Origin of the sequence: Streptomyces sp. NPDC096012 (genome assembly GCF_040426375.1) — a bacterium.
Classification (GTDB): domain Bacteria; phylum Actinomycetota; class Actinomycetes; order Streptomycetales; family Streptomycetaceae; genus Streptomyces.
The window spans coordinates 48,401-61,017 of record NZ_JBEOTD010000017.1; the positions used below are offsets into that span (position 1 = coordinate 48,401).

Sequence of the window (12,617 nt, forward strand, 5' to 3'; positions counted from 1 at the left end):
GCTGAGGGAGGCGCTTGCCGTGAGTGAGTTGCGGTTCGTCCGTATGGGGTTCGGCGCGGATGCCGTCGACTACCAGGAGGCCTGGGACGAGCAGCGCCGGGTGCACGCGGCCCGGTTCGCCGACGAGGTCCCGGACACCGTCATCCTCCTGGAGCACCCCCCGGTGTACACGGCCGGCCGGCGCACCGCGGACAGCGAGCGCCCGCTCGACGGCACCCCCGTCGTCGACGTGGACCGCGGCGGCAAGATCACCTGGCACGGCCCCGGCCAGCTGGTGGGCTACCCGATCCAGAAGCTGCCGCGCCCGGTGGACGTGGTCGCGCACGTACGGCGCCTGGAGGAGGCGATCATCCGCACCTGCGCCGAGTTCGGCCTGGAGACCACCCGCGTCGAGGGCCGCAGCGGGGTGTGGGTGCTCGGCGACCCGGTCGAGCGGCGGCCCGCGCTCGGGGGACTCTCGCTCGACTTCGACCCCCGGCTGACCGACGAGGAGTTCGACCCCCGGCTCAACGGCCCGGAGTACGCCCCCTCCAACGCCGGCCAGCGGCGCGAGGACCGCAAGATCGCGGCGATCGGCATCCGGGTCGCCAAGGGCGTCACGATGCACGGCTTCGCGCTGAACGTGAACCCGGACAACAAGTGGTTCGACCGGATCATCCCGTGCGGGATCCGGGACGCGGGGGTCGCCTCCCTGGCGGGCGAGCTGGGCCGGGACGTCACGATCGACGAGGTGCTGCCGGTGGTCGAGAGGCACCTGGCGGACGTCCTCGGGAACGCGGACCTCAGGCCCCGCGTGGTCGAGAAGGCCACCGCCTGATCCCGCCGCCGCCGGGAATGCGCCCTGCATCCCTGCGGTTGGCCTGACCGGCAGGGCGCAATGAGCACGGGCGTACCCTGGTGTACGCCGAAGAATCGAAGTCACAGGGAGCCGGTCGTGTCCGCAGTCGCACCCGACGGACGCAAGATGCTGCGCCTGGAGGTCCGCAACAGCCAGACCCCCATCGAGCGCAAGCCCGAGTGGATCAAGACCCGGGCGAAAATGGGCCCCGAGTACACGAAGATGCAGAACCTCGTGAAGAGCGAGGGCCTGCACACGGTCTGCCAGGAAGCCGGCTGCCCGAACATCTACGAGTGCTGGGAGGACCGCGAGGCGACCTTCCTCATCGGCGGCGACCAGTGCACCCGGCGCTGCGACTTCTGCCAGATCGACACCGGCAAGCCGGAGGCGCTCGACCGCGACGAGCCGCGCCGCGTGGGCGAGTCCGTGGTCACGATGGACCTGAACTACGCCACCATCACCGGCGTCGCCCGCGACGACCTGGAGGACGGCGGCGCCTGGCTGTACGCCGAGACCGTGCGCCAGATCCACGCGCAGACGGCCGGGCGCGAGGGCGGCCGGACCAAGGTGGAGCTGCTGGCACCCGACTTCAACGCGGTCCCCGAGCAGCTCGCCGAGGTCTTCTCCGCCCGCCCCGAGGTCTTCGCGCACAACGTCGAGACGGTCCCGCGGATCTTCAAGCGGATCCGCCCCGGCTTCCGCTACGAGCGCTCCCTGAAGGTCATCACGGAGGCCCGCGACTTCGGCCTGGTCACCAAGTCCAACCTGATCCTCGGCATGGGCGAGACCCGCGACGAGGTCAGCGAGGCGCTGCGGCAGCTGCACGACGCGGGCTGCGAGCTGGTCACCATCACCCAGTACCTGCGCCCCTCCGTCCGGCACCACCCGGTGGAGCGCTGGGTGAAGCCGCACGAGTTCGTGGAGCTGAAGGAGGAGGCCGAGCAGATCGGCTTCTCCGGCGTGATGTCCGGACCGCTGGTGCGGTCCTCCTACCGTGCCGGGCGGCTCTACCGGATGGCCGTCGAGAAGCGTGGCACCTACATCGCCGTCCAGGCGGTGTGAGCCAACCGTGTGAATTCGCGCACAAGTAATTACTGGCCAGTAATGGCCGAGACCACGCGGTCCCGACCGTCCTCGCTGCTGAGGGCATCCGTCGGGGCCGCGTCGGCGTTCCCGGGGCCGCATGAAGGTTTCATCGGCGTTTGACCGGTGGGACACGCCCTGGTAACACCAATCAGTGACTCTGGTATCACGCCATGTACACCACCCGCCCCGAGGGGGACCTCGATCATGCAGGCCGCGCCCGTTCGCGCCACCGCCATCCCGTCCTTCACCGACGCGCTCCGCGCCGTCGAGTCGCTGCTCATGAGCAGCGGTCAGCGCACCGCCCGCCGCAACGCCTGGACGTCCGTCCTGGAGGACCGCCGCCGGGCCAAGGACCGGGTCGAGGCGCAGCAGGTCCTGGAGCGGGCCGCCACCCGCTCCTGACGCCCTTCCCGCCGGGCACCGCCGTCGTCGGCGCTCCCGGAGCCACGTAGACTCGTGGCATGGCGAGGAAGGAACCCGCGGCGGACGCCGCGAACGCAGGGCGGCTGAAGCAGATCGCCCTCACGTACAAGATGACCCGCAAGGCCGACAAGAAGATCGGTCTTGCACTCGCGGCCGTCGGCATCGGCACCTTCGGTGTACTCCTCGCGATCGGCTTCTTGATCGGCCACCCGGTCTATCTGGGCATCTTCGGCCTGCTGATCGCCCTGCTGGCGACGGCGATCGTGTTCGGCCGGCGGGCCGAGCGCGCCGCCTTCGGCCAGATGGAGGGCCAGCCGGGTGCCGCGGCCGCCGTGCTGGACAACGTCGGCCGGGGCTGGACGACCACTCCGGCGGTGGCGATGAACCGCAACCAGGACGTGGTGCACCGGGCGGTCGGGAAGGCCGGCATCGTGCTGGTCGCCGAGGGCAACCCGAACCGGGTGAAGACCCTGCTGGCGGCCGAGAAGAAGAAGATGAACCGCATCGTCGCGGACGTACCGGTGCACGACCTGATCGTCGGCGAGGGCGAGGGCCAGGTCGGGCTGAAGAAGCTGCGCACGACCATGCTGAAGCTCCCGCGCGTGCTGACCGGCCCCCAGGTGACGGCCACCAACGACCGGCTGCGCGCTCTGGGCGACCTGATGAGCAACATGCCGCTGCCCAAGGGCCCCATGCCCAGGGGCATGCGGATGCCCAAGGGCCGCTGACGCGAGGGCGTCGCCCGGCAGGATCTCCCGGCCCCCGCGCGGTGTGGACGACCACACCGCACGGGGGCCGTCGTGCTGCCCCCCTGTCCCGATGACACGCCGCCGCACGGAGTATCCGGCGGGTTATCGGCTCATGCGCTTCTAGCCTCGGCTTGTGACAAAACGGCATATTACGTATCTCGCCTGTACGACGGTGCTGCTCGGCGGGCTCGTCGGGACCAGCCCGGCCTCGGCCGCCCACCAGCTCCATGTGGTGCGGGCGGGTGAGTCGATCCAGAAGGCGGTGAACGCCGCCCGGTCCGGTGACACGGTCCTCGTCATGGCCGGCACCTACCACGAGAGCGTCACGGTGCGGACGCCGGGACTGACCCTGCGTGGGATGGGCAGTCGCACGGTGATCCAGCCGGCCGGGAAGAAGGCCGGCCTGGGCGCCGTCAGGGCCGCGAAGGCCGGCACGGGCACCGCGAGGGCTTCCGTCAGCTGCCGCGCCGCCGGCAACGGCATCTGCGTGGTCGGCCGGAAGAACAAGGCCCTCACCGGCGTCACCGTCTCCGACCTGAAGGTCACCGGCTTCGCCAAGAGCGGCCTGTGGTCCATGGGCACCGACCGGCTGACCGTCGAGCGGGTGATCGCGGACGCCAACGGGCAGTGGGGCATCGCCCAGGAGCACTCCACCCGCGGCCTGTTCCGGGAGAACACCGCCCGGCGCAACGGCGACGCGGGCCTGTTCCTCGCCAACAACGTGACGGCCGAACAGGGCGCCGCGGACACCAGGGGCACGGTGATCACCCGCAACCGCGTCGAGAGCAACCGGATCGGCATCACCGTCCGCCGGCTGCGCAACCTCACCGTCGCCCGCAACCAGATCACCGGCAACTGCGCCGGCCTGCTCGTCGTCGGCGACGAGAACCGGCCGAGGGCGGGCGCGCTGACCGTCAGCGCCAACCGGGTCGAGCGGAACAACAAGTACTGCGCGAAGACCGCCCGGCTGCCCCACCTGCAGGGCTCCGGCATCGTCCTGACCGGCACCGAGAAGACCCTGGTCACGCGCAACGTGGTCACCGGCAACTCGGGCAGGTCCCCGCTGTCGGGCGGCATCGTCCTGTTCAAGAGCTTCGTGGGCGCCAGGAGCGAGCGGAACCGGATCACCGACAACCGCCTGGAGAACAACTCCCCGGCGGACCTCGTCAACCAGGAAGCCGCCAAGAGCGGCAACGCCTTCGACCACAACGCCTGCCGGGCCTCCAGGCCCGCGGGGCTGTGCTGACCGGACGGCCGTACCCCACCCACGCAAGGAAGGAAGGCGGCACATGACCGCACCATCCCCCGAGCTCTCGGCTCCGAGCGAGCAGGGGGCACCCCCTCCCCCGCCGTCGATGCGGCTGCGCGAGCTCGTGTTCGGGGCGGCATGCGCCGCCGCCGTCCGCGCGGCCGCCCGGCTGGCCGTCGCCGACGCACTCGGGGACGCCCCCATGACCGTGGAGAGCCTCGCGGCCGCGGTGAGGACCGAGCCGAAGCCGCTGCGCCGGCTGTTGCGCGCCCTGTCCTGCTACGGCGTCTTCGCCGAGCGGTCCGACGGGACGTTCGCCCACACCGAGATGTCCCGGCTGCTGCGCGAGGACGACCCGCACAGCCTGCGGTACATCTCCCTGTGGTGCACCGAGCCGTGGACCTGGGACGCCTGGCCCAGGCTGGACGAGGCGGTGCGCACCGGCCGGAACGTCGTCGAGGACCTCTACGGCAAGGAGTTCTTCGCCTACCTGAACGAGGACGCCCCGGAGTCGGCCGACGTCTTCAACCGCGCCATGACGACCTCCAGCGAACAGTCGGCACGCGAGGTCGCGGCCCTGCTGGACCTGTCCGGCGCCTCCTCCGTCGCGGATCTCGGCGGCGGCCAGGGCCACGTGGTGGCGAGCCTGCTGGACAAGTACCCGGCGATGCGGGGCTTCCTGCTGGACCTGCCGCGGGTCGTGGAGAAGGCCGTGCCGCGGCTGCGCCCGGGCGGCGACCTCGCCGACCGCGCGCGGATCGTGCCCGGTGACGTCCGGGCGTCCGTCCCCGTCAAGGCCGACGTCTACGTCATCAAGAACATCCTGGAGTGGGACGACGAGTCCACCGCCAGGCTGCTGCGCAACGTCGTCGAGGCGGGCGGCCCCGGCACCCGGGTCGTGGTCATCGAGAACCTCGTCGACGACACCCCGTCGATGCGCTTCAGCACCGCCATGGACCTGCTGCTGCTCCTGAACGTCGGCGGCGCCAAGCACACCACCGCCAGCATGGTCGGCCGGCTGGAGGCCGGGGGCCTGGCCGTCGGCGACATCCGGCCGGTCAACCCCTACCTGCACGCGTTCGAGTGCACGGTCCCCGCGTGAGCGGTCTCCCGCCGCGAAGACACCGGTGCCGGGCCCGCGTCGGACGCGGGCCCGGCACCGGTGGCCGGACGGGATCAACCGCGGGCGTCGCGCTCCCACACGTAGAAGCGCTGGGCCATCGCGTCCTTCGGTGACCGCCAGGTCTCCGGGTCGTACGCACTGACGTACGCCGTGAGCCGCTCGCTGACCTCCTTGAACTCGGGGTGCGAGGTGACCTTGGCGATGGCCGGTCCCGGCTCCCGCTCGGACTCGATGAGGTGCATGTACACATCGCCGAACTGGAAGAGGCTGCGCCGGACGACGCCGACGAGGTGCGGCAGCTCTCCCCGGTCGGACTCCGCGAACACCTTGGCGATGTCGGGTGCGGAGCCCGGGGCCATGCGGGCGACGATCAGGGCCTGGTGCACGGTCTTCTCCTGTCGTCCGGCTCAGTCGGCCAGGGCCGGGGCGGACCGCTGACCGGCGGCCGCCTTCTCGATCTTGTCCCGGATCAGGGCCATCTGGATCTTGGAGTTCTTGTTGATGTTGTCGGTCATCCAGTCGTCGTCGACGGGAGCGTCCGGCTTCATCGCGAAGTCCTGCGTCCAGACCATCCTGGTGCCGGCGGGCACCTCCTCGTACTGCCAGTGGATGTTCATGTGGGCGAACGGCCCGGTCTCGACCCGGCGGGCCCGGACGGTGAGGCTGTCGCGGTCCGGCTCGCGCTCGGAGACCCAGCTCCAGACCGTGCCGTTGTCGTCCGGGTGCATGGTCAGCCGGAACGTCGTCCGGTTGCCCTCCTGCTCCAGGACCTCGACCGACGCGTACTCGCTGAACAGCTGCGGCCACCGCTCCAGGTCGTTGGTCATGTCCCAGACCAGGTCCAGCGGGGCGGCGATGGTGATCTCGTTCTGGGTGTGTCCTGCCATGTCAGGCTCCTGCCATCAAGGTGGTGTTGACCAGGTTCAGGAACTGCTGGGGCGTCTTGCAGCGCTCCGCGTCCACGGGCATCGGCGTGCCGTGGGCGTTCTCCAGCTCGCCGACGATGCCGAGCAGTCCGAGCGAGTCGACACCGAGGACGTCGAAACCCGTCTCCGGCTTTTCCTGGAGCTGCTGGGGGCTGACGGTCACCCCGGCGGCCTTCTTCATCAGCGCGGCGAGTTCTTCCACGGTGATCTGGGACATGTCTTCTCCTCCTTTGCTGTGCTCACTGCGCGGCGCCGTGCCGCAGCACCAGCGCCGAGTTCGACCCCATGAGTCCGCGGCTGAGGATCAGCGCCGTCCGCAGTTCGGCGACACGGGCGCGGCCGGTCACGAGGTCGAGGTCATGGCAGACGTCGAAGACGTTCGGCGTCGGCGGGATCAGGCCGTGCTCCATGGCGAGCACGGCCGCCGCGGTGTCCAGCACGGGGGCCGCGCAGTAGCCGCGGCCGATTCCTGTCTTCGGTGCCGTGACCGGCACCCGGGTGCCGTGCCCGCCGAGGGCGTCGGCGAGCGCCAGTGCCTCGGCGCGGTCCGCCTCGGGGACCCCGAGGGCATCGGCGAAGACCACGTCGATCTCCTCGGGCGCGCAGTCGGCCTCCCGCAGTGCCTGCCGGATCGCGTGGGCGAGGCCCTCGCGGGACTCCGTCCAGCGGGAGGCACCGGTGAAGGTGGCCGCATGCCCCGCGACGACGGCCCGGAGCGCGACGCCGCGCTCCCGGGCGGCGTCCGCCGACTCCACCACGAGCATGGCGCCGCCCTCGCCCGGCACGAACCCGCACGCACCGTCGGTGAACGGCCGGTACGCCCGGGACGGGTCCGTCTCCCGGCTCAGCTCCTCGTAACCGAGCTGGCAGACCATCGAGTACGGCGCGAGCGGCGCCTCGGTGGAGCCGGCCACGATCACGTCGGTTCCGCGCCGCACGGCCCGTGCCGCGTGGGCGAGGGCGTCCAGGCCGCCGGCCTCGTCGGAGGCGACGACCGAGCACGGCCCCTTGAAGCCGCGGCGGATGGAGACCTGGCCGGTGCTCGCGGCGTAGAACCAGGCGATGGACTGGTAGGGGCCCACGAACCGGCTGCCCTTGCCCCACAGTCGCTGCAGTTCGCGCTGGCCGAACTCGCCGCCGCCGGATCCGGCGGCGGTGACCACGCCGATGGAGTACGGCGCGTCGGAGGCGTCGGCCCGCCCGAGACCGGCGTCTTCCAGCGCGAAGTCGGCCGCGGCCATGGCGTAGTGCGTGAACCGGTCGGTCTGGACGAGGAAGCGCTCCTCGATCGTCGCCGCCGGGTCGAAGGCGCGCACCTCACCGGCCACCTTGAGGGGAAGGTGCTCACAGCCCTCGCGGGTGACCCGGTCGAGGACGCTGAGGCCCTCCTGGGTGGCCTTCCAGAAGGTGTCGGTGCTGGTGCCGTTGGGCGCGACCACCCCGATGCCGGTGACGGCCGCACGCCGGTTCTGTGGTTCGCTCATCGTGTCCTCACTCCCTCGGCCGGGTCAGGATCACCGCGGACTGGAAGCCGCCGAACCCGCTGCCCACGGACAGCACGCTGCTCAGCTCTCGTTCGCGGGCGACACGTGGGACGTAGTCCAGGTCGCACTCGGGGTCGGGGATCTCGTAGTTGGCGGTCGGTGGTACGACCTGCTTGGCGAGGGCCAGCACGCAGGCGACCAGCTCGATGGCGCCGATCGCCCCGAGGGAGTGCCCCACCATGGACTTGATGGAGCTCATCGGGGTGTCGTAGGCGTGGTGGCCGAGCGCCCGCTTCACGGCCGCCGTCTCGTGGCGGTCGTTCTGCCGGGTGCCGGAGCCGTGCGCGTTGACGTAGTCGATCGCCGTCGGGTCGAGCCGGGCCTGGTCGAGGGCGCTCGATATGGCGCGGGCCATCTCCAGGCCCTCCTTGGTCAGGCCGGTCATGTGGTAGGCGTTGCCGAAGGTGGAGTAACCGCCGAACTCGCAGTACACGTGGGCGCCGCGGGCCCGGGCGTGCTCCAGTTCCTCCAGCACGAGGACCGCGCCGCCCTCGCCCATGACGAACCCGTCACGGTTGTTGTCGAAGGGCCGGGAGGCGTGCGCGGGGTCGTCGTTGTTCGGGGACGTGGCCTTGATCGCGTCGAAGCAGGCCATGGTGATCGGGGAGATCGGGGAGTCCGACGCCCCCGCGATGCATATGTCCGCCCGGCCTTCCTGGACGGTGTGGAAGGCGTATCCGACGGCGTCCAGACCGGAGGTGCAGCCGGTGGAGACGGTCTGCACCGGCCCCTGGGCGCCGAAGCGTTCCGCCACCGCGGAGGCCACGGTGCTGGGCGAGAACGCCCGGTGCAGCTGCGGCTCCGCTTCGGTGTGGTCGACGTCCCAGCGCTGCCCGCGATGGCTGACCAGGACGTAGTCGTGCTCCAGCCGGGTGGTGCCGCCGACGGCGGTGCCCAGGGAGACCCCGACCCGCCAGGGGTCCTCCCGGCCGAGCTCGAGCCCGGAGTCCCGCACCGCCTCCGCGCCCGCGACCAGGGCGAACTGTATGTACCGGTCCGCCCGTTCGACCTGTTCGGCGTCCAGGCCGTGCGCGGCGGGGTCGAAGTCGCACTCGGCGGCGATCCGGGACCTGAGTCCGGCCGGGTCGAAGAACGTGATGCCCCGCGTCGCGGTACGGCCTTCGGCGAGCAGATTCCAGAACGCCGGTACGCCGATCCCGCCCGGAGCCACGATGCCTATGCCTGTGACCGCCACGCGCCGGGTCATGACCGGACCTGACCCCGGCCGGCCACCCCGGCGGCGACGGCGGCGGGCTCCGTCTCCTCCGTGTCGACGTGACCGAGATTCGGACGCGGGGCCAGCGGGCCCAGGTGGAAGACCATCCGGGCCTCCACGTTCCCCACGTTGCGGAAGCGGTGCCGCATGTTGATGGGGATCATCAGGCCCTGCTCGGGCTGGAGCGCGTGCGGTTCGCCGTCCAGGTCCACCTCCAGCTGTCCGCAGACGACGTAGACGAACTCCTCGGAGTACGGGTGGTAGTGCTCCCCGATGCGGTCGCCGGGCTGCACGATGGCCAGGCCCATGAATCCGCTGGTGGCACCCACCGTGGTCGGGGTGAGCATGGCGCGCAGGTCACCGCCGCGCCGGGTGTTGGGCTCGATCTCGCTGAGGTCCACGATCTTCGGAAGGGGTTTGATCACGACGTTCCTCCGTGGGTGTGCTGCGTCTGGCGGGGTCAGGCGTCCGGCGAGCGCCGGTCGGTCAGGAGCTGCATCCGGACGGGGTCGCCGTCCAGCAGGGCCTTCAGCGGGGCCGCGGGACCCGCCTTCGGCAGGGCGGCGTCGGGGCCCGAGCCGGGAGCCAGGTCGATCAGCCGTACGACGACGTCGTCCCGCTGGAAGATCGTGCTGCGCACGACCGGGTCGGCCTGGTCGTCCACCGCCTGCTCGTCCTGGTGGGCGAGCAGCTCGGCCAGCTGCATCCCGGTGCCCGGCCGGGCCGGGTAGTACAGCGCGTGCCGCTCGCCCTCGGGGGCGTTGTCCGCGGTGGCGTGCTGCACGGCCGGCAGCGCCGCCCGGGTGAAGAAGACCCGCGCGGACTCCTGGTCGTTGAGGTCCCGGTCCTGCTCCAGGTAGGGGTTGATGGCCTCCTCGACGGCCCGCACCTCGGGCTGGCTGGCGACGTGACGCAGTGCCGCGAGCAGGTCGCCCCGCACCTCCACCGCCCGGACCACCCGGTTGCCGTGCATGAACAGCGAGGTGCGGCACAGCCGGGTGGCCTCGTCGACCCGTGCCTCGGGCGAGTCGTAGTTCGCCAGGATCTCGGCGACCTTCTTCTCGCTGCCCGGCTTCACGGTGAAGGTGAGCGCGTGCCGGATGACGCCGTCGCCGATCCGCGGGGCGGTCTGCAGCCGGCGCTGGGCGTCCGCCGCGTCCAGGTGCTGGGTCCCGGTCTCGCGGACGATGTGGAAGCGCAGCGACCTGGTGTCGCGGATGCAGCTGTGCATCGGCTGCACCATCCGCACGTGCTCCTCGCTGTTCACCCAGGCGAGGAACGGCGGGGCACTCTCCCACTCACTGGTGATGAGCCATTGGGAGGGGTTCTCGATCGACTGGCAGAGCTGGTCGCTGACGTGCCCGGGGACGGACGAGACCTGCTTGCCCATTTCCTCGTAGGCCTCCAGAAACTGCTGCTGGGCGCCGTCGTACACGTCCACCAGCAGGATGACCCGGAGGCGGGAGCCGTCGAACACGGACTGGGAGACCCGTTTCGACGCCTCCCGCGTCGACTTCTGCGAAACCTTTTCCGTCGTGGTGGTCATGCTGGGCACATCTCCTTCACAGGGGGCAGAGGCGGACGCCGGCCGCCGTTGACGCGACGTCAGCGCTTTTTGATCCTGTGCCGGTCCCCCGATGCGCGCGACTCGCGTGAACCACGTGGGTGATTGAGCACGCGGAACCTCTCGCAGAGGGCATGGAAACTCCGACAGCCCCAGCACGCCCCACCCCGCCCCAGGAGTCCTCGGATGCCGCAGAAAGCCGATCACCAGGTCCCCGTCCTCGTCGTGGGCGGCTCCCTGGTGGGTCTGTCCCTGTCCCTGTTCCTGGGCCGTCTCGGCGTACGGCACATGCTCGTCGAGCGGCACTCCGGGACCTCGGTCCACCCGCGCGGACGCGGCAACAACGTGCGGACGATGGAGCTGTTCCGGGTGGCCGGCATCGAACCGGACATCAAGGCGGCGGCCTCGCTGCTGGCGGACAACCACGGCATCCTGCAGACCCCGGCCCTGGTCGGGGAGGCCGGGGAGTGGCTGTTCAGGGAGATCGACCCCGGCGGCGGCCTGGCGCGTTTCAGCCCGACCGGGTGGTGCCTGTGCAGCCAGAACGACCTGGAACCGGTGCTGGTGGAGGGGGCCCGCGCGCTCGGTGGCGACCTCAGGTACTTCCATGAGCTGGAGTCCTTCGAACAGGACCCCGAAGGAGTGACCGGATTCGTCCGGGACCGTGACAGCGACCGGCTCTACACGGTCCGCGCGGACTACCTGGTCGCCGCCGACGGCCCGCGCAGCCCGGTCCGCGGCCGGCTCGGCATCGGGCACAGCGGCCCCGGTGACCTGTTCGCCAACGTGAGCGTCACCTTCCGCTCCAAGCTGCTCGCGGACGCCGTCGGGGAGCGCCGGTTCATCTGCTGCTATCTCACCGGCCCGGGGGCCGACGGGGCGCTGCTGCCCGTCGACAACGAGGAGAACTGGGTCTTCCACGCCCCCTGGCACCCGGAGAACGGCGAGAGACTGGAGGAGTTCACCGAGGAACGGCTCCAGCGGCACATCCGCAGCGCCGTCGGCGTGCCCGACCTGGACGTCGAGATCACCGGAAAGGCGTCCTGGCGTGCCGCCGAACGCGTCGCCGAGAGGTATGCGTCCGACCGGGTGTTCCTGGCCGGCGACTCCGCCCACGAGATGTCGCCGACGGGCGCGTTCGGTTCGAACACCGGCATCCAGGACGCCCACAACCTGGCGTGGAAGTTGGCCGCCGTCCTCGGCGGCTGGGCCGGCCCCGGGCTGCTGGAGACCTACGACGCCGAGCGCCGTCCGGTCGCCGTGGCCACCAGCGCCCGCGCCTCGGCCCGCTCCGTGGAACACAGCCACCCCGGTTTCGCGCCGGCCCCCGGTGTCGGCGGCGGCAAGCGCGGCGGCATCCTCGACGTCGTCCTCGGCTACCGCTACCCGCAGGGTGCCGTGGTGGGCGCCGATCCTTCCCGGCCGGTGGCACCCGAGGGGCTGCGGCTGACCGGGGAGCCGGGCAGCCGGGCACCGCACCTGTGGGTGCGCCGTGCGGGCGAGCGGCTCTCCACGATCGATCTCTACGAGCGCTCGATGGTGCTGCTCAGCGACGCGGGGTCGAGCGCGGGAGCGGCCTGGCAGGACGCCGCCCGGCACCTCGCCGGCACGGCGGGCGTGCGGCTGGACGCGTACCGGGTCGGGACCGGGGCGGACGCGGAGCTGGTCTGCGACACGGAGGGCGAGGACTGGGCGGCGCTGCACGGCACGACGGCCGACGGGGCGGTGCTGGTGCGGCCGGACGGGTTCGTGGCCTGGCGCGCGACCGGCGCGGCGGCGGATCCGGCGGCCGAGCTGCGGGAGGTCCTGGCCCAGGTCCTGCGGACGCGCTGAGCGCCATACCCCTCACGCCCTGGGGTACTCGGACCCCAGGTGTTCAGGCCCGCAGGCGATCGGGTG

14 protein-coding genes are annotated in these 12,617 nt (G+C 71.4%); 7 read left to right on the forward strand and 7 right to left on the reverse strand.

Going from position 1 to position 12,617, the window contains the following annotated elements; all coding sequences use genetic code 11:
* The first annotated feature begins 19 nt into the window (after positions 1 to 19).
* The 6 genes from lipB (at position 20) to ABVB68_RS18430 (ending at position 5,447) form a co-directional block, all read left to right on the forward strand.
* Positions 20 to 817 (forward strand): lipoyl(octanoyl) transferase LipB, encoded by a 798-nt coding sequence (gene lipB / locus ABVB68_RS18405; protein ID WP_353602135.1) that lies wholly within the window; start codon positions 20 to 22, stop codon positions 815 to 817.
* Between the two features lie 117 nt (positions 818 to 934).
* Positions 935 to 1,900, forward strand: coding sequence for a lipoyl synthase (gene lipA / locus ABVB68_RS18410; RefSeq protein ID WP_353602136.1), 966 nt, complete (start codon positions 935 to 937; stop codon positions 1,898 to 1,900).
* Positions 1,901 to 2,128: 228 nt separating this feature from the next.
* Positions 2,129 to 2,326, forward strand: coding sequence for an SCO2195 family GlnR-regulated protein (locus ABVB68_RS18415; protein ID WP_353602137.1), 198 nt, complete (start codon positions 2,129 to 2,131; stop codon positions 2,324 to 2,326).
* Positions 2,327 to 2,385: 59 nt separating this feature from the next.
* Positions 2,386 to 3,075, forward strand: a complete 690-nt coding sequence (locus tag ABVB68_RS18420) for a DUF4191 domain-containing protein (RefSeq protein WP_353602138.1) — start codon at positions 2,386 to 2,388, stop codon at positions 3,073 to 3,075.
* A 154-nt stretch (positions 3,076 to 3,229) separates the two neighbouring features.
* Positions 3,230 to 4,342 carry a right-handed parallel beta-helix repeat-containing protein gene (locus ABVB68_RS18425; protein ID WP_353602139.1) on the forward strand — a complete coding sequence of 371 codons (1,113 nt, stop codon included), beginning with the start codon at positions 3,230 to 3,232 and terminating at the stop codon, positions 4,340 to 4,342.
* A gap of 109 nt (positions 4,343 to 4,451) precedes the next feature.
* Positions 4,452 to 5,447, forward strand: a complete 996-nt coding sequence (locus tag ABVB68_RS18430) for a methyltransferase (RefSeq protein ID WP_353602226.1) — start codon at positions 4,452 to 4,454, stop codon at positions 5,445 to 5,447.
* Between the two features lie 74 nt (positions 5,448 to 5,521).
* Here ABVB68_RS18430 and ABVB68_RS18435 read toward each other — a convergent pair whose 3' ends face one another.
* Genes ABVB68_RS18435 through ABVB68_RS18465 form a run of 7 tightly spaced genes read right to left on the reverse strand, consistent with a single transcriptional unit; the run spans position 5,522 to position 10,700 of the window.
* Positions 5,522 to 5,854, reverse strand: coding sequence for a TcmI family type II polyketide cyclase (locus ABVB68_RS18435; RefSeq protein WP_353602140.1), 333 nt, complete (start codon positions 5,852 to 5,854; stop codon positions 5,522 to 5,524).
* Between the two features lie 21 nt (positions 5,855 to 5,875).
* A complete protein-coding gene (locus ABVB68_RS18440; RefSeq protein ID WP_353602141.1) occupies positions 5,876 to 6,355 on the reverse strand; it encodes an SRPBCC family protein in 480 nt (159 codons plus the stop codon).
* Position 6,356: 1 nt separating this feature from the next.
* Positions 6,357 to 6,611 (reverse strand): acyl carrier protein, encoded by a 255-nt coding sequence (locus ABVB68_RS18445; RefSeq protein WP_353602142.1) that lies wholly within the window; start codon positions 6,609 to 6,611, stop codon positions 6,357 to 6,359.
* A gap of 22 nt (positions 6,612 to 6,633) precedes the next feature.
* Entirely contained in the window at positions 6,634 to 7,878 is a 1,245-nt protein-coding gene (locus ABVB68_RS18450; RefSeq protein ID WP_353602143.1) for a ketosynthase chain-length factor, read from the reverse strand.
* 7 nt (positions 7,879 to 7,885) lie between these two features.
* Positions 7,886 to 9,145, reverse strand: coding sequence for a beta-ketoacyl-[acyl-carrier-protein] synthase family protein (locus ABVB68_RS18455; RefSeq protein WP_353602144.1), 1,260 nt, complete (start codon positions 9,143 to 9,145; stop codon positions 7,886 to 7,888).
* Positions 9,142 to 9,579 (reverse strand): cupin domain-containing protein, encoded by a 438-nt coding sequence (locus tag ABVB68_RS18460; RefSeq protein WP_353602145.1) that lies wholly within the window; start codon positions 9,577 to 9,579, stop codon positions 9,142 to 9,144. The genes ABVB68_RS18455 and ABVB68_RS18460 overlap by 4 nt, the downstream gene beginning before the upstream one ends.
* Before the next feature lie 35 nt (positions 9,580 to 9,614).
* Positions 9,615 to 10,700, reverse strand: coding sequence for a SchA/CurD-like domain-containing protein (locus ABVB68_RS18465; protein WP_353602146.1), 1,086 nt, complete (start codon positions 10,698 to 10,700; stop codon positions 9,615 to 9,617).
* 204 nt (positions 10,701 to 10,904) lie between these two features.
* Between ABVB68_RS18465 and ABVB68_RS18470 the strand changes: the two genes are divergently transcribed.
* Positions 10,905 to 12,551, forward strand: coding sequence for an FAD-dependent oxidoreductase (locus ABVB68_RS18470; RefSeq protein WP_353602147.1), 1,647 nt, complete (start codon positions 10,905 to 10,907; stop codon positions 12,549 to 12,551).
* Positions 12,552 to 12,617 lie beyond the last annotated feature (66 nt).